At 41.1% G+C, this 20,485-nt stretch carries 16 protein-coding genes; 6 read left to right on the top strand and 10 right to left on the bottom strand.

Annotation, left to right across the window (positions count from 1 at the left end):
- Positions 1–143: 143 nt before the first annotated feature.
- Positions 144–1,268 (top strand): sterol desaturase family protein, encoded by a 1,125-nt coding sequence (locus H5158_RS13660; protein WP_149982407.1) that lies wholly within the window; start codon positions 144–146, stop codon positions 1,266–1,268.
- A gap of 186 nt (positions 1,269–1,454) precedes the next feature.
- Complete coding sequence (locus H5158_RS13655; protein WP_182740245.1) at positions 1,455–3,209, top strand: hypothetical protein; 1,755 nt, start codon at positions 1,455–1,457, stop codon at positions 3,207–3,209.
- A 198-nt stretch (positions 3,210–3,407) separates the two neighbouring features.
- Here the strand turns inward: H5158_RS13655 and H5158_RS13650 are convergent, their stop codons facing one another.
- The 4 genes from H5158_RS13650 to H5158_RS13635 all read right to left on the bottom strand — a co-directional run bounded on the left by H5158_RS13650 (position 3,408) and on the right by H5158_RS13635 (position 9,649).
- Positions 3,408–4,682 (bottom strand): leucine-rich repeat-containing protein kinase family protein, encoded by a 1,275-nt coding sequence (locus H5158_RS13650; RefSeq protein WP_182718565.1) that lies wholly within the window; start codon positions 4,680–4,682, stop codon positions 3,408–3,410.
- A gap of 88 nt (positions 4,683–4,770) precedes the next feature.
- Entirely contained in the window at positions 4,771–5,484 is a 714-nt protein-coding gene (locus H5158_RS13645; RefSeq protein WP_145233481.1) for a YebC/PmpR family DNA-binding transcriptional regulator, read from the bottom strand.
- A gap of 179 nt (positions 5,485–5,663) precedes the next feature.
- Positions 5,664–7,733: a M13 family metallopeptidase gene (locus H5158_RS13640; protein WP_182718566.1), complete on the bottom strand. Its 2,070-nt coding sequence runs from the start codon at positions 7,731–7,733 to the stop codon at positions 5,664–5,666.
- Positions 7,734–7,906: 173 nt separating this feature from the next.
- Complete coding sequence (locus tag H5158_RS13635) at positions 7,907–9,649, bottom strand: ABC transporter ATP-binding protein/permease (protein WP_182740248.1); 1,743 nt, start codon at positions 9,647–9,649, stop codon at positions 7,907–7,909.
- Positions 9,650–9,871: 222 nt separating this feature from the next.
- Here H5158_RS13635 and H5158_RS13630 point away from each other — a divergent pair, with 222 nt between their 5' ends.
- The 4 genes from H5158_RS13630 to secF all read left to right on the top strand — a co-directional run bounded on the left by H5158_RS13630 (position 9,872) and on the right by secF (position 14,430).
- The gene (locus tag H5158_RS13630; RefSeq protein ID WP_182718567.1) at positions 9,872–10,921 is read left to right on the top strand and encodes an NAD(P)-dependent alcohol dehydrogenase; all 1,050 of its coding nucleotides are present in this window, start codon (positions 9,872–9,874) and stop codon (positions 10,919–10,921) included.
- 127 nt (positions 10,922–11,048) lie between these two features.
- The gene (locus H5158_RS13625; RefSeq protein ID WP_182740244.1) at positions 11,049–11,546 is read left to right on the top strand and encodes a hypothetical protein; all 498 of its coding nucleotides are present in this window, start codon (positions 11,049–11,051) and stop codon (positions 11,544–11,546) included.
- Between the two features lie 107 nt (positions 11,547–11,653).
- Positions 11,654–13,507 carry a protein translocase subunit SecD gene (gene secD, locus H5158_RS13620; protein ID WP_182740243.1) on the top strand — a complete coding sequence of 618 codons (1,854 nt, stop codon included), beginning with the start codon at positions 11,654–11,656 and terminating at the stop codon, positions 13,505–13,507.
- The gene (secF, locus tag H5158_RS13615) at positions 13,504–14,430 is read left to right on the top strand and encodes a protein translocase subunit SecF (RefSeq protein WP_149982401.1); all 927 of its coding nucleotides are present in this window, start codon (positions 13,504–13,506) and stop codon (positions 14,428–14,430) included. Before secD ends, secF begins: the two co-directional genes overlap by 4 nt.
- 68 nt (positions 14,431–14,498) lie before the next feature.
- Here secF and ttcA read toward each other — a convergent pair whose 3' ends face one another.
- The 6 genes from ttcA to H5158_RS13585 all read right to left on the bottom strand — a co-directional run bounded on the left by ttcA (position 14,499) and on the right by H5158_RS13585 (position 20,477).
- Positions 14,499–15,404: a tRNA 2-thiocytidine(32) synthetase TtcA gene (gene ttcA / locus H5158_RS13610; protein WP_182718570.1), complete on the bottom strand. Its 906-nt coding sequence runs from the start codon at positions 15,402–15,404 to the stop codon at positions 14,499–14,501.
- 74 nt (positions 15,405–15,478) lie between these two features.
- Positions 15,479–16,405 carry a universal stress protein UspE gene (uspE, locus tag H5158_RS13605; RefSeq protein WP_182731414.1) on the bottom strand — a complete coding sequence of 309 codons (927 nt, stop codon included), beginning with the start codon at positions 16,403–16,405 and terminating at the stop codon, positions 15,479–15,481.
- Positions 16,406–16,497: 92 nt separating this feature from the next.
- Positions 16,498–17,232, bottom strand: a complete 735-nt coding sequence (locus H5158_RS13600; protein WP_145233499.1) for an FNR family transcription factor — start codon at positions 17,230–17,232, stop codon at positions 16,498–16,500.
- Between the two features lie 41 nt (positions 17,233–17,273).
- Positions 17,274–17,945 carry a sulfite exporter TauE/SafE family protein gene (locus H5158_RS13595; RefSeq protein WP_182740242.1) on the bottom strand — a complete coding sequence of 224 codons (672 nt, stop codon included), beginning with the start codon at positions 17,943–17,945 and terminating at the stop codon, positions 17,274–17,276.
- The gene (gene ccoS / locus H5158_RS13590; protein WP_145233504.1) at positions 17,938–18,105 is read right to left on the bottom strand and encodes a cbb3-type cytochrome oxidase assembly protein CcoS; all 168 of its coding nucleotides are present in this window, start codon (positions 18,103–18,105) and stop codon (positions 17,938–17,940) included. Before ccoS ends, H5158_RS13595 begins: the two co-directional genes overlap by 8 nt.
- Positions 18,102–20,477 carry a heavy metal translocating P-type ATPase gene (locus H5158_RS13585; RefSeq protein WP_182740241.1) on the bottom strand — a complete coding sequence of 792 codons (2,376 nt, stop codon included), beginning with the start codon at positions 20,475–20,477 and terminating at the stop codon, positions 18,102–18,104. The genes ccoS and H5158_RS13585 overlap by 4 nt, the downstream gene beginning before the upstream one ends.
- Positions 20,478–20,485 lie beyond the last annotated feature (8 nt).

Here is a 20,485-nt window from a genome sequence, read left to right as displayed (position 1 = left end):
CGAGCTAAATAAAGCGCTAACTGCGTTATAATTTTTTCAAGTAGAACAACTACATGTCAAAATTTACGCCTTGTTATCACTGTATTTATCTGTCGCTATAAATGGTCAGTAACTTAACACGATTGATATAAAAGGAATTACTAATGAAAAATACTCTAAAAACTCACCTGTTTCGTACTAACCACCTACAAATAGGTGAAGGTAATATTAGCGGTTATATCGGCTGCTTTTTAGCGATGCTGTCTTGTTTAGGCGTGCTCGCCTTTCATTTTCCAGAATATTTAACCACACCGGAACTGAGAAAGAGCTACAGTGTCGAATTTTTACGTCAACTGATGTTTGGTGCGCTTATCGTGGCCGGTAGTTTGGGGTTACTTAACTTTGTACGTAACAAAAATAAACGTTTAGGTGCAACTGCGTGGTTTTTTATTGTGCTGGCCATTGCGTTTGGCGGCCCTAATGTTGAGGTGAATGATTTTGCTGATAACACCCCCTATATAGGCCTAGACTGGTTTATATTAGATTTATTGGGCTCAACCTTAATATTTATTCTCATTGAAAAGCTGTTACCGCACCGCAAAGAACAAAAGATATTACGCAGTGAATGGCGCGGTGATCTAAACCACTTTTTTGTTAACCATTTGATTATTGGGTTTGTGTTATTAGTGACTAATCACTTTGTGCACTATGGTTTTGGTTGGGCAGTGTCAAGCACTGTGCAGGGCTACATCAGTCAATTACCTTTTATATTGCAAGTGCTGTTAATTATTTTAGTCGCTGATTTGATGCAGTACTTTGTACACCGCGCTTATCATGAAGTGCCTTATTTATGGCGTTTTCATGGTATTCATCACAGTGCAAAAGAAATGGACTGGCTTGCAGGCTCTCGCCAGCACATTTTAGAAATTTTAGTGACGCGCAGTTTAGTACTTACGCCTATTTTCGTGCTGGGTTTTTCGCAGCAAGTGATCAGCTTATATGTGATAATCGTGGGTTTTCAGGCGGTATTTAACCATGCCAATGTACGGGTGAAATTTGGTTGGTTGAAATATTTATTGGTTACGCCACAGTTTCATCATTGGCATCACTCTTCAGATAAAGCGGCCATTGACCGTAATTATGCTGCGCACTTTTCATTCTTAGATTATGTTTTTGGCACGGCCGTAAAAGGCCAACAAGAATGGCCAGAAGCTTATGGCGTAGTCGGGGACTATGTACCAACTGGGATGTTAAAACAGCAGCTGTTTCCGTTTAAAAAGCAAAAATAGTCGCGATATGGGAATCCTTTCAATTTAGTGTTTTCGATAGTGATCATATTTTATCGAGTATTGGTATGGACAGATAATAACCAAAAATATATTGCTAAAAAAGGTACTAGTAGTAATAATTGATAACTGAAGGAATATGTATTAGTAGCGACTTTTTTGAAACTAATTAAACACAAGGATTCTATTTTGCAATTTAAATCATTTTTAGTGAGCTTATCTATTTTAGCCGCAAGTGGATGCGGTGGCTCTTCTGGAGACAGTCAAGATACAAAGCCACCTGCTATTTCAGAGCAAACGTTTACGCTCAAAATAACAGCCAATGGTGTTGCCGCAGGACTTGAAGTGTCATGGATGGATAACAAAGCGAAGCTTACTGCAGACAAGGTTATTGAACTGAGCGCAACGTCAAAAACATTTGTACAACCAACCTTATTAGCTATACCAGAAAGTATCACGTGCGACACACAGCTGAGCAATACAACAACGTTGAATTATAGCCTTGCTGTTAAATGTGTATCTTCTCAGGCGAGTTTTGCACAAACAACCCCTTATTCATACCCTGTAACTATTCGTTATGGCGAGCAAAGTATTCAGTTAAAAGACTCTCCAGTCTCGGTTCCACCACTTACAATGATTGAGCCTGAAATTACAGCGCTTGGCGGGCCACAGATTTGTGAAGTTGATGACTCCTCTAATCTTAAGTTTAAAGTAGCTTGCCGTCCTTATATTGTGGTGTATGAAAAACGTAAATTGTATTTGGTGTTTAGTGAACAAGAACAGCAATTATTGTTTGATAACCCCGACAAAGAGCGGTTAATTGAATCTGAATATTTATGGTTTGATGAGCAAGTTTGGTTTATTACTGAAGGCGCCTCTACGCAATACAAATTACACTCAGCCTCTTTTAATAATGGCCAATTAGGTAATTATAAAGTCCATGATATTAACGCTTCAAGTTTAGCTATTTCAGGCGGTAAACTATTTGCATTAACGTCTTTTCCTGATGGTGTTTATAGTTGGCAAAGTGGTAAATGGAAAGCTGTATCTAACCTAATCAACAATGGGGTTTTGAAAAGTGAATTTATTGCGAATAATCAAGACCTTTATCTAGCGCTTGAAGATAATAATGAGGTTTCATCAAAATCGTATATACAGATCATAAATGCTCAGATCCGAGGGAGAACTGTATTGAGTAAGCAGATCAGTACATTTAGTCATACACCATTTTTTGAATATGATGACATCACTTTTGGTCTAGGTTTTGGTACTGATGAGCAGTTGCTTATAAATGTAATGGACGTCATACCAAGTGCGCGCGATGACGCTGTGTTTTCATTGAATAATGTACGCAATGCTACTATTTGGCAAAATGGTAATAACCAGTTCTTATTTACAAACCAAGACAGTGGTATTGAACAGTTTAAATTCACACGAGAACAAGTAGAGACAAGTACTGCATTCGATTTAACCGCGTTAAGACAAACAACTCCTGATTGGATTGGCGGCGACTTAGATACTTTACTAGCGGGTGATTTTGTAGAGACAGCATCGATAAAATATGCCGTGCTTAAATATTTACGTAAGGCTGATACAGAGCAGTCTGAATTGCAGTTGCAATCACGGTTAAATACCACTCAACCGATCAGAGTTTATAATGAAACATGGCGCACAATTGCGAGTTATGCACGAAGTAATACTAAAAAAATAACTCCTATTGTGAGTGAACAAGGCTATATATTGGTTTATGTAGGTGATGCGTCATCTAATCAATCAACGGGGCAGCTGTGGGCCCTATCAGCGGATAAAGAGTATTTGCTCAAAGATGATGTGTCATGGGAAAGTTATTCAATGAAAGACTTTCATTTTGAGACTATTTCTGAAAAACACCTTGTGGTGTATAGCGAATTTGCCAACGAAGTCATTACAATAACGCTTGATTAACGCTATTTTATTAACCAACTGAGCTTTGGGTGAATTAGTTTGACCAAAGCTCAGTAAAGTTACTGATAGTATAAAAGCATACCAGACACGAAAGCCATATAAGTAGACCAAGGCTTATTTATATTCAGTTTTATTTTATAGCTATGTAGCAAAGCAAGGCGGTAAAGCACGACTCAGAGGTAGAGTCGCGCATAAAAGTTATAGTTTTTCTATTAGTGCTTTAAGAGTTGGTCGTTGGCTCATATCTTCATTCATACATTGTTGAGCAAGTGTTGTTAACTGTGTTGCATCGCTCGTAACTTCAGAACACACGCTCAGTAAATCATCAATTAAGCAGCCAATCGCTCTGACTTCAATACGCTGCATTTGTTGGCGCTGATAGTCGGTCAGAGAGTCTAAGTTAGTTGCTGCGCCAAAGTCACCAAACAATACTGTGTATTCATCGTTTATCATGGTGTTGTGCGCATATACATCGCCATGACTTACGTTATTGATATGTAAGTGGGCAAGGGTGCTGACCATTTGCTTAGCTATGTGTTTAATGGCGTGAGCAGTAAACTGTGTATGCTCAAAAAAGGTATCGCGGGTGCAAGTATCAAGTGACGGCGGTAAGCCGAGGTTTTGATAGTCCTTGCTGATAAGCTCCATAACCAGACCAAGTTGCTCTGGGTTATCGATATAGGCGAGAACGTTTATTAGGTTTTTATGTTCGCCCGCTTGCAAGCAACAGTTTACTTCATCAAGTGGATAGCCATCACTGGTGATCGCGCCTTTAAACAGTTTTAACGCCACATTATTGTGCTGCCACTGTGCTAAGTGAATAATCCCAGACGCACCTTCACCAATTTTTTCAACAAGTGAAAACTCGTTTAGTTGTACGGCTGCTAATTGAACTTGTTGTAAACTTTGTGCTTTATTAAAGTCATTGCCTGCAAAAGCCAGCCAACTGAGTTTTGGTAATTCAAACAGCCAGTCATTAACATCAGTTAAGTTATTCGCAGATAAACGCACGAGTTCAAGCGCTTGGCACTGCTGCATGCTGTGTGGCAAAGTCGTTAGTCGATTACCAGCAAGGGCAAGTTTACGCAGTTGCGTAAGTTCACCAAAAGAGTCTGGCAATTGTTCAATATGGTTGTCAGTTAAAATTAACCATTGTGTCGAAAGCGGCAAACTATGCTCGGCAAATTCACTGATTTTATTGCCTTTAAATGCAATCATAATAAGGGAAGGGCATTTTGCCAATACAGCAGGAATATGCTGGAACTGATTGAATGATAAAAACACCCGCTTTAATTTAGTTAAACTAGCAAATTCGTCGGGCAAATCAGATAAATTATTATTTGATAAATCGAGTACTTCGAGGGTATCTGCAAGGGTAAAAATTTCGTCTGGGAATGTGGTTAGCTCTTCAACTAGTTGTAAACGTTTAGTGCCAGCTAATTTACCACTACGAAGCTGTTCAACGGTATTCAAAATACAAATCCATTTATTTAGGGGTTTAACAATAAGAAAATAAAAAGGCCAATCAAGTTGGCCTTAGTCATAATTTTAGTCAATAAAATTAAAATTGTGCGTTGTGGTACACGTTTTGTACGTCGTCACAATCTTCAAGCATCGCTAAAAAGCGTTCCATTACTTCTACGTCTTCGCCTGCAATGGGTGCTTCAACTTGCGGCACAAAAGAGATCAAATCTTCATCAAACTCAGTAACGCCCATTTCTTCAAGTGCGGTACGGGTGTTGTTGTACTCAGTATGCGGAGCAAAAACAGTGACTTTGCCGGCTTCAACTTCTACGTCAGTAACATCAACGTCAGCCATCATTAGTGCTTCAAGCACGGCTTCGTCATCATCGCCATCAAATACAAAAATAGCTAAATGATCAAATAAGTGAGATACCGAGTTTTGTGCACCAATTTTAGCGTTTGCTTTAGTAAAACATACACGTACATCAGCAAAGGTACGTTTGTTGTTGTCAGTTAAGCAATCAACAATGATCATGCAGTTACCAGGGCCATAGCCTTCGTAACGAGTTGCTGAGTAGTCTTCACCGCCGCCGCCTTTGGCTTTATCAATTGCGCGGTCAATTACGTGTGCTGGTACTTGATCTTTTTTAGCGCGTTCAATTAAACGACGTAGCGATAGGTTGCCATCGGGATCAATACCACCATTTTTTGCGCAAATATAAATTTCTTTACCGTACTTTGAGTAAACTTTAGTTTTAGCACCCGCAGTCTTAGCCATTGAATCTTTTTTGTTTTGGTAAGCTCTTCCCATCTGCGTTTCGCCTTAAATATGTTTTTAAAAGTATAAATTTTGTAGTGCCGTATTCTATACCCAACTCGCTTGGAAATACAGAATTCAGTGGGAATTAAAGTTGCTTTGAGTGAGCAAGCAGCACAAAAAATATAACCCGCAGTTGCGGGTTATATTTTCAATCGAAATGTATCGGGTTATTACCAAATACGTACGCGTTGATCTTCTGGTAAATACAAGGCATCACCCGGTTGTACATTGAATGCTTTGTACCATGCATCGTGGTTACGTGGTGCTTGTGCTCTAAAGCGACCGGGTGCATGTGTGCCACCACGAAGCTGGTTTAACATGCTTTGCTCAGTGCGTTTTTCTTTCCATACTTGTGCCCAGGCTAGGAAGAACCGTTGATCGCCCGTAAGGCCGTCAATAATAGGCGCTTCTTTACCGTTTAGGCTGAGTTTGTAAGCGTGATAAGCCATTGCTAACCCACCCACGTCACCGATGTTTTCACCTAAGCTATTACGACCATTAACGAAGTTACCAGGGATTGGCTCGTATTGACTGTATTGTGCAGCAAGTTGGTCGGCTTTGGCATCAAATGCAGCACGATCGGCATCTGTCCACCAGTTACGTTGTACGCCGTTAGCATCTGATTTAGAGCCTTGATCGTCAAAACCATGGCCCATTTCATGACCAATCACGGCACCAATGCCACCATAGTTTACTGCCGGATCGGCATTAGGATCGAAAAATGGTGGTTGTAGAATTGCTGCAGGGAATACAATTTCGTTAAACGAACTGTTGTAGTAAGCGTTAACACGTTGTGGTGTCATGCCCCAGCGGTTACGGTCGGTTTTTTGCAATTCTTTTGCAGCGCTTTCAGCTCGGAAAAACTCGCGGGTATTTTTGATGTTGCCCATCAAATCATTGCTACTTATGCTTAAACCATCAAATGATTGCCATACATCGGGATAGCCAATTTTAGGCACAAACGCAGCGAGTTTAGCGCGGGCATTTACTTTCGTTTCTGCTCCCATCCAGTCTAGGTTGTCAATACGTTCGCCCAGAGCTGTTCGCAGGTTTTCTACCAATGCTGACATTTGTTGTTTTGATGATTCAGGGAAGTAGCGTGCTACATACACTTTACCAATGGCAAAACCTAATGAATCAGTGCTCGACATTTGGCTGATAGCGCGTTTCCAGCGTGGGCGAGGCTCTTGCTGGCCATTTAGCTCTTTTCCGTAAAATGCGAAGTTAGTATTGAATACATCTTCAGACAGTAGCTCTGCATTAGAGCTTAGTGCGTGATAGGTTAAGTAATCTTTCCATACAGTAACATCTTCTTGATTGATCAATGCAATCATGGCTTTGATCGGCTCTGGTTGCGATACATTTAACTGTGGTACTTGGTATCCTGTTTGTTCAAAATACAGATCCCAATTAAAATCAGGATAGCTAGAGCTCAGCTCGCTGCGTTCGATTTGATTTAGGGTAAGGTCGCGGTTACGACGTTTTTCTCGTGGCCACTGGCCTTGTGCTATTTTGGTTTCAAGGGCTAAAATTGCCTCAGCACGTTCAGTTGTATTGTCAACACCTGCAAATTTAAGCATGTCGGCAATATGGGCTACATAAGCAGTACGAGTTTTAACAAAACGTTCTGAATCTTCAAGGTAGTAAGAACGATCTGGTAAACCTAAGCCGCCAGCACCTAATGACATTTCATATTTATTTGGGTCTAAGCGGTTAAACCACATGCCACCACCAATAGGCGAGTTAACGCCCGTTAACCACGATTGGCCAAACAATTTGGTTAGATCATCGGTTGATGAAACGTTACTAATTTCCGTTAGTAGTGGTTTAATTGGCGACACACCAAGCTTATTAAGGGTATCGGTATCCATATACGCGTTATAGAAATCGGCAACTAACTTTTCTTCAGTATTTAAATCTTTTCGGGCTGCGATCTCTTCAATAATTGCCTTAACACGCTCTTCGCTGCGCTCTGCCAATCCTGCAAATGCACCGTAGCGAGTTTTATCGGCAGGCATAACGTAGTTGTCATACCATGTGCCACTGGCGTACATGAAAAAGTCATCACCTGGTTTTATGGCTTCATTACGGGCTGTTAAATCTACCCCAAAGCTACCTAATTCAGCTTTTGCTGTCTGGGTTTCGGCACTAGGCTGCTGTTGCGCTTGTGTTGTTTTAGGCTCTGAACAGCCGGTCAGAAATGTGGCAGCAAGTGTTGCTGCAATAAGTGTTTTCTTCATTGGATTTCCCTGAATGTAATTTAATTATTTTTATCTCACGTTTTTCTAACTCGGATTGTTATTGATAACCTAAAAACAGACAAACTTTTGAGGTGAATTACTTCTCAGTTAGGTGAAACAACAAGCAACGCGACATACAGTGTGTATCCCGCGCCGAAGATGAGTCTCCATGTTTATGCTGTTTTTTGTTGAAGTTCCCACATGCGCGCGTATTCACCATTGAGGGTAAGTAACTCATCATGTTTACCTTGCTCGATCAGCTGGCCCTCTTTGAGCACAATAATCGTATCTGCATCTGTTATTGTTGATAAGCGATGGGCAATAACTAAACTGGTATGATTAGAGGCTAGTGCAGACATGGCTTTTAATATTGCTTGCTCGGAATGAGAGTCTAGCGCTGATGTTGCTTCGTCAAAAATGATAATAGGGGAGCGTTTTAAAATGGCTCGGGCTATGGCAATGCGTTGTTTTTCACCGCCTGAAACTTTTAAACCTCGTTCACCAACGAGGGTTTGATCACCTTTATCTAAACTATCAATAAAGCTGCGTAAATGCGCCATATTAATAGCATTATCAATGTCTTGTGCTGTAGCATCTGGACGGCCATAAGCAATGTTGTCGCGAATGCTGGTATTAAATAACACAGTATCTTGTGGCACAATGGCAATCGCTTGTCGCAAGCTGTTGAGTGTGACGCTAGTAAGTTGTTGACCATCAATATGTATTTCACCGCTGTCAATATCATAAAAGCGATACAGTAAACGGGCTAGGGTGCTTTTTCCTGCACCGCTGGCGCCCACCACCGCGACTTTGCTGCCTGCTTTAATAGAAAAACTAAGCTGCTTAATGATAGGTCTTGATGGATGGTAGCCAAAGTTAACGTTTTTAAATTCTATATCAGCGTGTTGTATATTGAGCTGTTGTGCATTTGCTTTATCTGAAATGAGTGGTTTACGGGTTAATAGTCCGAGCATATTTTCAAGGTCGGTTAAGGCGCGGCGAATTTCTCGATAAACAAAGCCTAAAAAATTGAGCGGTAAAAATAATTGGATCATATAGGCGTTGATCATTACCAACTCACCAATAGAGAGTGTGCCTTTAACCACTTCAATACTAGCAAGCCACATTAAGGCGGTGATCGCTGCTGCTATGATCAAGGCTTGACCTGAATTAAGGGCAAGCAACGATAAGCGGTTTTTAAGCCGGGCTTGCTCCCAACTAGCTAAAAAACCATCATAAGTTTGTGCTTCATGCTTTTCATTATTAAAATATTTAACGGTTTCATAATTAAGTAAGCTGTCAATAGCACGGCTATTACTATTATTGTCGGCTTGGTTTGCTTCGCGAATAAAGCGGTTGCGCCACTGTGTTACAACAACCGTGAAGGTAATATATAAAGCCACTGCAAGCAGGGTAACTACGGCAAACCACGGCGAAAATAAAGTTGCAAAAATAATCGCAACTACGGCTATTTCAAATAAAGTTGGCACAATATTGAACATTAAAAAGCGCATTAAGAAGCTTAAGCCACTGGTGCCACGCTCTATATCACGGCTAATGCCGCCAGTTTGCCTATCAAGATGAAACGACAACTCAAGGCTGTGTAGGTGATTAAATACTTTTAGGCCAATATGGCGCATAGCATGTTCAGTTACACGACCAAACAACGCATCACGTACTTCACCAAAAAACACACTCGCAAAACGTAGTCCGCCATACAGTAACAGTAAAGCTATGGGTACGATGACTATATTTTGTAAACTTGGATCAACACTGTCGATTATTTCTTTCAGCGCCCATGGCATCAATAAAGTGGCACCCTTTGCGGCGATCAATGCCAGTGTTGCAAGTGTTACACGGCCTTTAAAAGCAACTAAGTAAGGCCACAAGGTGACAATGCTTTGCTTTAAATTCATCGCATCATGATGTTTTATTGCTTCTTGTTTACCCATTCCGCGCATATTTTCTCTAACTCTATTAAGTCTGCATTAAACTTTTTCTAGTAGCCTAGAGTATAAACTTTAACAGTTTGTATCTAGGGCTATACTACTAACAGCACATAGTACAGTTTAGGCAGCTTAAGACAATGTTTTAGAGTGGTTAATTAAACTCAGTTTTTAACAAAGAAGGGAAAGCAGATGAAAACTATCGGATACGCAGCAAATCAAGCTAATACGCCATTAGAGCCATTTCATTTTGAAAGACGCGATTTGCGCGATGAAGATGTTGCGATTGAAATCTTATATTGCGGGGTGTGCCATTCAGATCTACATACCGTAAATAATGATTGGGGTGGTACTAGTTACCCAATTATACCAGGACATGAGATTGTCGGTCGTGTCGATGAGGTTGGCAGCAAAGTGACTAAATACAAAGTTGGCGATAATGTAGCAGTTGGTTGTATGGTTGATAGCTGCCTTGAGTGTGACCAATGCCACAAAGGCGAAGAGCAATTTTGTCGCGAAGGCATGGTCGGAACTTATTCAGGAAAAGATCGTATCACTGGTGAATCAACCAAAGGTGGCTACGCCAAACACATTGTAGTGCGCGAAGAGTTTGTTTTAAACGTTCCAGAATCACTTGATCTTGCTAAGTGTGCGCCAATTTTATGCGCGGGTATTACCACTTATTCGCCGCTACGTACTTTTAATGTCGGGCCTGGAAGCCGAGTTGGCGTTATTGGCTTAGGTGGGTTAGGCCATATGGCAATTAAAATCGCAGCGGCAATGGGTGCCCATGTGACAGCTATTAGTCGATCAGATGATAAAAAACAGCAAGCGTTGGAATATGGTGCTGAAGGTTTACTGGTATCTAAAGACGAACAAGCCATGAAAGCATACGCTAATCAGTTTGATGTGATCATTAATACTATTCCAGTTAAGCATGACTTTACCCCTTATATGCCCCTATTAGATATTGATGGTACTCAAGTATTAGTCGGACAAGTGGGTGAGATGGCTGAATCAAACTCGGTGCCATTATTATTGGGGCGTCGCCGCGTGGCTGGCTCTTTGATTGGTGGTATTGCACAAACTCAAGAAATTCTTAATTTCTGTGCGCTGCATAATATTTTACCGGAAGTAGAGATGATCAACATGGCAGATATTAATCAGGCTTTTGAACGCTTAAAAGAAGGTGATTTGTCTCATCGTTATGTCATTGACATGTCCTCACTTGAAGTCGCTTAATTATCGACTGTGATTTTTGGCCGTAAGTAGTTTTACTTGCGGTTTTTTTTGTTCAATTGCAAATTAGCTATTGAAATAGGGCAATTACTCCCCATTTATAATACCAGCTTACTATTTAGATAATAAAATGATCCGTTTTCGCTTAGTCCTTACTGTATTACTGCTGTTTACTGCACTTTTTAGTGTGCAGGCTAATGCTGTGAGCAACGCTGAGACTAATGTGAGCCAGCCTACCGCTTTTTTTCAGTCGGCGATGTTATCTGATTTGAGTGTTTTAGAGGTTAAGGTATTTGATACTTCAGTATCAGATAGCACCCCTTTTATCAAGAAGATACCAATTACGGCGGCTGATCAACAAACAGAAGGCGCGGGGTTTGAGTCTTTACAGCCACGCTTTTCAGCGAGTAATTCATCGTTATTTCTGTATCAAAGCCAAGTTGAGCCAAGTTATGTGGCAATATTTGAGTTTTTTGTACCTAGCCTTGCGCGCCAACTTTACTTACAACCCCTTGAACCGCCAATAACATTACCTTGGTTTGTAGCCTACGAAGGTAAAAAATCACGGATTAGTGGTTGGAAAGACGCCAACTTACAATACCGTGCAGTACTTACTTACTTCAGTTAACTCTTCCTACTAATTTTTTCGATGTTTTAGTCATTCAACTAAAGCAAATAAATTACTGCGCCTATGAGGCGAGAAACCGATGCTTGCATTGGTTTAAAGGAAGCAATATGTTAAAAAATTCATCAAAAAAACCGCAGCTACAGCGTTTTAAAATAAGCTATATGGCGATGTTTTTGGCGCTGGTATTATTAGCTATCAGTGCCTTACCAAATTTATATCCAGCAAAATCGTGGCTGCATCTGAGTACAACGCAGAGCCAGCCACATTCACAGCAGTTACTAGCGAATACTCCTTCGCAAAAATCTGTTATTGATTTTTTAAATCAACATGGGTTTCTGGTTGAGCAATCAATTCAAGTGGCGCAAAACAGCCTTTCATTAAATGTGTTACTACAAGAGCCAACCAAAAGTGCCGCAGCGCAACAAGCGTTAAAAAGTGAATTTACGCAGTTGAATGCAAAAATAGTCACGCATCAAACAAGTCCCGATTGGTTACAAAGCTTAGGATTAGCACCTATAAAATTAGGTCTTGATCTTAATGGTGGTGTGTTATTTGTATTAGATGTTGATTTAGTGAAAGCGCAACAAGAGCAACTTGATAGTGCGTATGAACAAACTAAAACAATTATTCGTGATGAAAAAGCCAGAGGTGTTCGTGTACAAAAAAATGCCCATGGTTTTGAATTACACGCGTTGCCTGCTGCTAAAAGTGACTTAGCCGCAGTACAGGCGAATGTTCTAAAGCGTTTTGAGCGTTTAATGGCAACTGCGCATTCACAGGGTAATCTAACAACGGTTGCATTTAGTTTTAGTGAACAAGGTAGTAATGCGTTTGATAAAGAAGTAATGAGTCAAACCTTAACCACTTTAAGAGGCCGTATTGAAGAATTAGGCATTACTGAAGCAGTTACCCAGCGCCAAGGTAAACAACGTATTCGTATTGAGTTACCCGGTGTACAAGATCCAAGTGAAGCAAAACGTATTATAGGTGCAACAGCGTCGCTTGATTTTTATCAGCTTAAAGAAATCGGCGGAAAAACCTTTAACCTGCAAAATGGTGGCTCGATCAATTTAGACCCAATTGCTATTTTTTCGGGACAACACATCAATAATGCCCATGCAGGGCGCGATGAATGGGGCAAGCCGCTAGTGCAACTTAGCCTTGATAGCCAAGGTGGCGAGGCGATGTCAGCATTTTCAAAACGTAATATCGGTAAACCAATGGCAACGGTGTATTCTGAATATTATAAAAATGTCAAAGGTGAAGTAGTTAAAAAAAGTGAAGTGATTAATGTTGCCAATATAGCTCAACATTTGAGTAGCCAATTTAGTATTACTAATATGCAAAGTCCACAAGCGGCGCAGGATTTAGCATTGCTATTACGTGCAGGTTCATTAACTGCGCCGGTGACAATCGTACAAGAACAAACCATTGGGCCAAGCTTGGGCGCAGATAACATACATAATGGGCTCGCGGCCTTAATGTTGGGAATGGGTATTACATTAGCCTTTATGGCGCTGTGGTATCGCCGTTTAGGGCTGGTGGCAAATATTGCCTTATTATTGAATTTAACAGCTTTAGTAGGATTAATGTCACTGCTGCCTGGCGTGGTGCTAACTTTACCGGGCATCGCCGGGCTGGTACTGACAATCGGAATGGCTGTTGATACTAATGTTATTATTTTTGAGCGGATCAAAGAAGAGCGCCGTAAAGGCCGAGCACCATATCAAGCGATAGAGCAGGGCTACCAACAAGCATTTGCGACAATTTTTGATGCTAATATTACCACTATGATCACGGCAATTATTTTATATGGTATTGGCTATGGGCCAATCAAAGGCTTTGCAATTACGCTGGCGTTAGGGCTAATAACTAGCGTATTTACCGGGGTGTATGTTTCTAAGGCGTTGAGTCAGACTTTGTATTTAAAATTGGCAAATAAGCGAGGAGCTCGCGCATGAGCAATTCAAATGAAAAAATGAGCACCACAACCCGCTTACGTTTATCGGGGTTGGTTTTATCTATCCTACTAGTGCTGCTCTCTGTAATAGGGGTTGCTACAAAAGGATTGAATTTCGGCCTTGATTTTACTGGTGGCTATTTAACTGAGTTTACCACTGCAGTGCCAATTAGTGAGGCTGAGCTGGCGAAAAAAATTAGTTATTATCACCATGATGACTTTACCTTAAGCGCTCAATCTAGCCAGCACTTTCAGTTAAGAGAGGCAGAGCAAGCCAGTACATCGCCTTGGTTAGCAACGCTTACGCAAGATGAGACATTGGGTGCTGAAGTGTTGTCATCTTCTTACTTAGGCTCTCAAGTTGGCGATGAATTATTTGAACAAGGCTGTTTGGCATTATTTGCGGCAATGGTTGCCGTGATGATTTATTTAGCGCTACGCTTTGAGTGGCGTTTAGCGTTGGGATCGGTTGTGGCTTTAATGCATGACGTGGTGGTGGTAGTTGGTTTATTTGCATGGTTACAGCTTGATTTTAACTTAACCGTGTTAGCGAGTTTACTGGCAATCATTGGTTATTCATTAAATGATTCAATTATTGTCGGGGACAGGGTACGCGAGCTACTGCGCTTAGATTCCACAACACAACAAGCTAGCGTGAATACGGTGATCAATGAATCAATTAAGAGCACTTTGACCCGTACTTTGATCACCTCAGGCACTACTCTTGCAACAGTGGCGAGTGTGTGGTTATTGGCTGGTGCGCCGTTACAGGGGTTTTCTATCGCACTATTTGTAGGAATTGTTGTGGGAACATTATCGTCAATTTGTATTGCTGCAACGTTACCGCAGTTACTTGGTTTAAGACATGAAAACTATCAAGTTAAGGTCGATGAGCAAAGCCAAGCGTTGATGGATATGCCGTAACTGACTTTATCAACGAAAAACAAAAATGCCGCGATATACGCGGCATTGTTATTCTTTAAGTTAATTTGTTAACTTAAATTAATTGTCACAACATCAGCTGTTTCATCATCGTTAAGTACAGATTGTTTTGGTATGTCTGGTTTATCAAGCGCTATATCGCCGCCATCAATTACTTCACCGGTTTTTAAGTTGGTGAAATCAAATAACTCATTATCTGCTAGATGCGAAGGCACAACATTTTGCATTGCAGTAAAAATACTCTCAATACGACCAGGGTGCTCAATATCCCACTGTGCAAGCATCGCTTTGGTATGTTTGCGTTGCAGATTTTCTTGTGAGCCACACAGATTACATGGAATGATAGGGTATGCTTGGCTGATAGCATATTGTTCAATATCTGTTTCTTTACAGTAGGCTAATGGACGAATTACCATGTGCTCGCCGTTATCGCTCATTAATTTAGCTGGCATGCTTTTTAGTTTGCCACCATAAAACATATTTAAGAATAGGGTTTCGATCATATCGTCGCGATGATGACCTAAGGCGATTTTAGTGGCCCCCATTTCATTTGCGGTACGATATAAAATGCCGCGACGTAAGCGTGAGCATAGCGAACAGGTTGTTTTACCTTCAGGAATAATATCAGTCACTATACTGTAGGTGTCTTCTTCAACAATTTTGTATTCAATATTCTGAGTGTCTAAATATGCTGGCAATACATGTTCAGGAAAGCCTGGTTGCTTTTGATCAAGGTTAACAACAAACAAATCAAATTTAATAGGTGCAACACGCTGTAAATGCTGCAGCATGTCAAGTAGAGTATAACTGTCTTTTCCACCAGAGAGGCACACCATGATACGGTCGCCTTCTTCAATCATATTGAAGTCCATCACCGCTTGACCGGTTTGACGACGTAAGCGTTTTTGTAACTTAGATAAGCTATGTTGAGCTTTGGCTTGAACAGAATGCGACATTACGCCCCCTTTAGAACTATGGGTAAAATAAAGGGGCGTATTATATGCCTAAAGTTTCAATCAACAAAATTTATTTAATCTTTTGCCAGCGGGCTCACATAGCCATCGGGTTTTAAGGCTAATACGTCACAATCAAGGCTGTCAATGACATGCTCTGCGGTGTTACCTACTAAGGCTGCACTTAATCCAGTGCGGCCAACCGTACCAATTACCACTAATTCACTATTAAGGCGCTTTGCTACATCCGGGATCACGTCCTCTGGTAAACCTTCTTCTATGACACAGTTTTGCTGGGCGATTTGATGACTAGCTGCTAACTCATGGGTTGATTCTATATGGTGTTTTTTAACCGACTCGTTATAAATACTGGGGTTAAACTCAGGGATTTCAATTGCAATGTTTACCGGTGTCGCAGGATAGGCGTTAACGATACTAAGGCTTGCGTTAGCCAGTTCACATAAAAACTGCGCATCTTGAATAATACGATGGTTTAAATCAAGGTGCTGTTGGTTTTCACTTACAGCGTTAACAGCAGCTAAAATATTACCCTGCGAAGGCCAAGCGTGCTCTTTTACCAATAATACCGGGGCTGGGCATTTACGAATTAAATGCCAATCGGTTGGAGTAAAAATTACTGACTTAAGTGTATCGTGCTGGTGAGTTCCTTTTACAACCAAATCAAACTGTTGGTCTATTACCGTATCGATGATCGCTTCATAAGTGCGATTATGCCAAACCACTTGGCTGTTAATATCGACGTCTGGGTAATGTTGCAAAATTTCATCCAGCCATAACTGACGGTCTTTAACGACGGCATTGCGCATTGCCTCGCGCTCATCGCCAGAGAGCATGGTCGTCATCTCATAGGAAAAATCATAAATGCTCATAAAAGCGGTGATACTGGCACCGGACTTTTTGGCTAATTCGATAGAGCGAGATAAACCATGCTGAGACTCAGCGGTTGGATCAATAATGGCGAGTATTTGTTTGATGGTGTTCATAAGCTGCTCCTTTAACTACTTTATAGCTAGAGTGTAACGTATAACGTGAGTAGTTAAAGTAACAGCTAACAACTTGTTGCGCTAGATCAAGTTTATTTTGGGTGAATTGCTGCAGCTGCGGATAACCCATCACTATCTAGAATAGTGATAAATTTACCTTCCACTTTTATTAAAGCAGCTTTTTGAAAACGACTCAGTAAACGACTAATCGTTTCAACGGTTAAACCAAGGTAATTACCAATTTCACCCCGGGTCATGGTAAAGCGAAACTCTTTACGAGAAAACCCGCGTTCGCCAAAGCGATTTGACAAGTTGTAGATAAAACTAGCTAAGCGCTCTTCGGCTGATTTTTTATTCAGTGACAAAAACATTTCTTGGTCGTAGTTAATTTCACTGCTCATCAGGCGCATAATCTGCTGGCGTAGTTTTGGTAATTTACCCGCTAGATCATCAAGTGTTTCAAATGGAATTTCGCATACCATTGAGGTTTCGAGCGCTTGAGAAAAGCTTTGGTGTGCCATTTTATTTATTGCATCAAAGCCGATTAAATCTCCTGCGAGATGAAAGCCAGTAATTTGTTCGTCACCTTGCTCTGAAAGGGTGTAGGACTTAAATGAACCAGAACGAACAGCAAAAATAGCGTTCAGTGGCGCTCCTGATTCAAAAAGAAAATCCCCTTTATGTAATGGTTTTTTACGCTCAATGATTTCATCAAGTTTATCCATTTCTTGCCCATTGAGGGTAAAAGGTAAGCACAGTTGACTTATGCTGCAGTCATTGCAGCTGATTGTGCAATTATTTTTGGCTTTGTTTTGATATAAATCCATTAGTTCAGTCCATTAAATGTTGTCACATTAATTTGTTAAGATTAATGCAGCAGCTTGTCAGTTGCAATGATAAGTAAATAAATCCCGTACCAAATAAGTACACTGCCCAGTGCTATTCGTGCCCATGGGTGATTTAATACTTTATGTAATACTTGTGCGCCCATGCCGATACTTAACATCGCGGGAAACGTACCAAGCGCGAAAAATAGCATGACTAGAGCGCCATCAAGGGCTGTGTTGCTGGTCATCGCCCAGGTTAGCGCTGAATAAACTAAACCACAGGGTAACCAACCCCATAATGCGCCATAAGCTATTGCTTTTGGTAATGAGTTGATTGGCATTATAAAACGATTTAGTTTTACCAAGTGCTGCCACACCAAGGTTTTCCCTAGCGATTCCAGCCATTGTAAGCTTGCGCCTAACCGCATGATATACAAGCCAACCAAAATCATAAACAGGCCACTTAAAAACGCTAAAATTAACGCGAACCAATGACTTTGGGTGGCAAAATGGCTGCTGATCCCAGCAACGAGCGCCCCTGCGAGCATATAACTGCCGGCACGACCGATGTTATACGCAATGGAGTACTGCAATGGCCGGGTTTTATCTGTAGCTAATTGTAAGGAGCTGGCAATACCACCACACATTGCGATGCAATGTCCGCTGCCAATAAGGCCCATGATAAAAGCGCTGAAAAATAAGGGGTCAATCATTACTTTTTTTGTGCTGCTCTTTATCATCTTCAAACAAAATGCTGTGACCTTGTTTGTTTAAATCTGAAAATTGTTCACCGCGAACGGCCCAAAAAAACACCCCAATCGCGATCAGTACAAATAAAATAGCAATTGGAACTAGAATATAAATTATACTCATAATTTTAATAACCTTAGTGAGTTACTGATCACAATGATGGAACTGGCAGACATCCCAATCACAGCCATCCAAGGTGCAACTAGGCCTAATGCCGCAAGCGGTAAGATTGAACCATTATAGAGCAATGAAAGCGCTAAATTTTGCTTTATTATTCGGCGTGTTTTTTTCGATACCGTTAATAAATGCTCGATAGCGGCTAAATCACTATTGAGTAATACCACATCGGCGGTGTTTTTGGAAATATCAGCGCCGGTTTCCATTGCGATAGATAAATGCGCGCTATTAAACACTGGACTGTCGTTGACACCATCTCCTACCATTGCCACGATTTCACCTTGGCTTGACCACAGCTTCACTTCGCTTTGTTTATCCTCTGGTAGACAGCCTACTTTAAAGCTATCAAGTTTGAGCTTCTTAGCAATTTGTTGCCCTGCATTTGAGGCGTCCCCAGTTAGCATGTGACAGGTTAAGCCTTGCTGTTGCAAAGAGGTGATTAAGTTTGCCGCATTACTTTTCACTTCATCTACAAAGTAAAAATTAGCAACTGGTTGTTGATCAATGTAGAACGTTGCTTGAGCATTACTTTTTTTACTGTTGAACCAACCACTTTTACCAATTGCATAGTTATGATTGTTATCTTCACCGGTGATGCCACAGCCAGGAAGAATTCTAATATTCGTTAAGTCGCGCTGTGCGGGTGTAAACTCATTAAATGCAGTCGCTATAGGGTGTTCGGAGTAACTTTCAAGTTGCGCTGCAAGAGCCAAAATCTGTTTTTTAGATAAAGAATTTGCTAATAAGTCCACAGCATCTAGGCTAAAACGCCCCTGTGTTAACGTGCCTGTTTTATCAAAAGCAACGCGCGTTAATTGTGGTAGTGTTTCTAGCACATGAGACTGCTTAATGAGTATCCCTTTGCGGGTTAAGGTAGCCACCGCGCAGGTTAAGGCGGTTGGAATTGCTAAACTTAGCGCACATGGGCAAGTTGCAACAAGGACCGCAATGGTGATCCAAAAGGCATGTTCAGGGTCAACTTGATACCAGCCGATGGCGGTAAGTGAGGCAAATACCAGCAAACAGGCAACAAACCATTGTGCCACTTTGTCGGTGATTTCCACCAGTTTAGGACGGGTGGCAAGCGCACTGTGCTGCAGTTTAATTATTTGGTTTAAAAGAGTGTTTTGACCAATTTTGTTGATAAGAATTTCAATTACACCATCATGATTTACGGTACCGGCAAAAACTTGATGATCGATGTACTTATTAACTGGTAAATGCTCACCTGTCATCATTGCTTCATCAACGGTGGTGCTGCCAGTGCAAATAACACCATCTGCTGGAATTGTTTCCCCGGCTTTAATTAAGACTCTGTCACCGAGTTTTAATTTTTTAGCTGCAATAATATGTTCGTGGCCGTTTTCATCCAAAGTACGGGCTGTAAGTGGTAATAACTTTTGTAAGTTAGCAGTAAACTCACTGGCTTTCAGTCGAGCCCTAAACTCTAAATATTTACCTAGCAATAATAAGAAGGTGAACATACAAATTGATTCAAAATACACTTCGCCCACGGCCATCACTGTGGCGTAACTACTTGCGCCATATGCGCCAAAAATAGCCAGGGATACAGGAAGATCCATGTTTAACTGCTTGGCTTTTAAGCCATTAATTGCATTGGTTAAAAAGGGCATAGCACTGTATAAAATAACCGGTGAAGCGAGTATTAAGCTGATCCATCGAAAATACTGTTCAAAGCTTTCTTCCATGCCAGAAAACATGCCAAAGTACATGGCGAAAGCAAACATCATCACTTGCATGGTCATTAAGCCTGCTACGCCGAGCCTGCGTATATACGCTTTAGCAACTAGCTGCTTTTGACTTGCTTCAACATCGACTTGAAACGGGTAGGCCTTGTAGCCAATTTCTAATAACGATTTGATAATGTCGCTTAATGGTGTCTGATCTTTATGCCATTGGATCATCGCGCGGTTTGTTGATGTATTTACGTCAACGCGTTTGATTGCGGGTATGTTTAACAGTTGCCTTTCAATCAACCATGCACAGGCAGCGCAAGTGATCCCTTCAACGGTCAATAACACTTCACTGATATCGTTGGTTTGAGAAATAAACTCGTCTTGAATATCTGGGTTATCGTAACTACTAATAAATGCTAATTGCTCAGGAACTAGCTGTTCTACTTTACCAGCGCGCACGGTTCTGAATTTATAATAATCGGTCATGCCTTGAGCAACAATCGTCTCGGCAACGGTTTGACAGCCTATGCAACACATCGGTTGCGCGCTACCGTCTATAACAACAGTAGCGTTAAAACCCGATGGTACACTTTCAAGGCAATGAAAGCAGTTATTAGACATGATGGGGT

Origin of the sequence: Pseudoalteromonas sp. SR45-6, assembly GCF_014163545.1 — a bacterium.
GTDB classification, from domain to species: Bacteria; Pseudomonadota; Gammaproteobacteria; order Enterobacterales; family Alteromonadaceae; genus Pseudoalteromonas; species Pseudoalteromonas rhizosphaerae.
The sequence above is the reverse complement of the archived record's forward strand: the minus strand, read 5'-3'. Positions and strand labels throughout refer to the sequence as shown.

What these genes read in the sequence shown, in the direction of transcription:
- H5158_RS13660 (WP_149982407.1), top strand. Translation starts at nt 144, where the DNA reads ATGAAAAATACTCTAAAAACTCACCTGTTTCGTACTAACCACCTACAA.
- H5158_RS13645 (WP_145233481.1), bottom strand. Translation starts at nt 5,484, where the DNA reads ATGGGAAGAGCTTACCAAAACAAAAAAGATTCAATGGCTAAGACTGCG.
- H5158_RS13640 (WP_182718566.1), bottom strand. Translation starts at nt 7,733, where the DNA reads ATGAAGAAAACACTTATTGCAGCAACACTTGCTGCCACATTTCTGACC.
- H5158_RS13635 (WP_182740248.1), bottom strand. Translation starts at nt 9,649, where the DNA reads ATGAATTTAAAGCAAAGCATTGTCACCTTGTGGCCTTACTTAGTTGCT.
- H5158_RS13630 (WP_182718567.1), top strand. Translation starts at nt 9,872, where the DNA reads ATGAAAACTATCGGATACGCAGCAAATCAAGCTAATACGCCATTAGAG.
- H5158_RS13625 (WP_182740244.1), top strand. Translation starts at nt 11,049, where the DNA reads ATGATCCGTTTTCGCTTAGTCCTTACTGTATTACTGCTGTTTACTGCA.
- secD (WP_182740243.1), top strand. Translation starts at nt 11,654, where the DNA reads ATGTTAAAAAATTCATCAAAAAAACCGCAGCTACAGCGTTTTAAAATA.
- secF (WP_149982401.1), top strand. Translation starts at nt 13,504, where the DNA reads ATGAGCAATTCAAATGAAAAAATGAGCACCACAACCCGCTTACGTTTA.
- ttcA (WP_182718570.1), bottom strand. Translation starts at nt 15,404, where the DNA reads ATGTCGCATTCTGTTCAAGCCAAAGCTCAACATAGCTTATCTAAGTTA.
- uspE (WP_182731414.1), bottom strand. Translation starts at nt 16,405, where the DNA reads ATGAACACCATCAAACAAATACTCGCCATTATTGATCCAACCGCTGAG.
- H5158_RS13600 (WP_145233499.1), bottom strand. Translation starts at nt 17,232, where the DNA reads ATGGATTTATATCAAAACAAAGCCAAAAATAATTGCACAATCAGCTGC.
- H5158_RS13595 (WP_182740242.1), bottom strand. Translation starts at nt 17,945, where the DNA reads ATGATTGACCCCTTATTTTTCAGCGCTTTTATCATGGGCCTTATTGGC.
- ccoS (WP_145233504.1), bottom strand. Translation starts at nt 18,105, where the DNA reads ATGAGTATAATTTATATTCTAGTTCCAATTGCTATTTTATTTGTACTG.
- H5158_RS13585 (WP_182740241.1), bottom strand. Translation starts at nt 20,477, where the DNA reads ATGTCTAATAACTGCTTTCATTGCCTTGAAAGTGTACCATCGGGTTTT.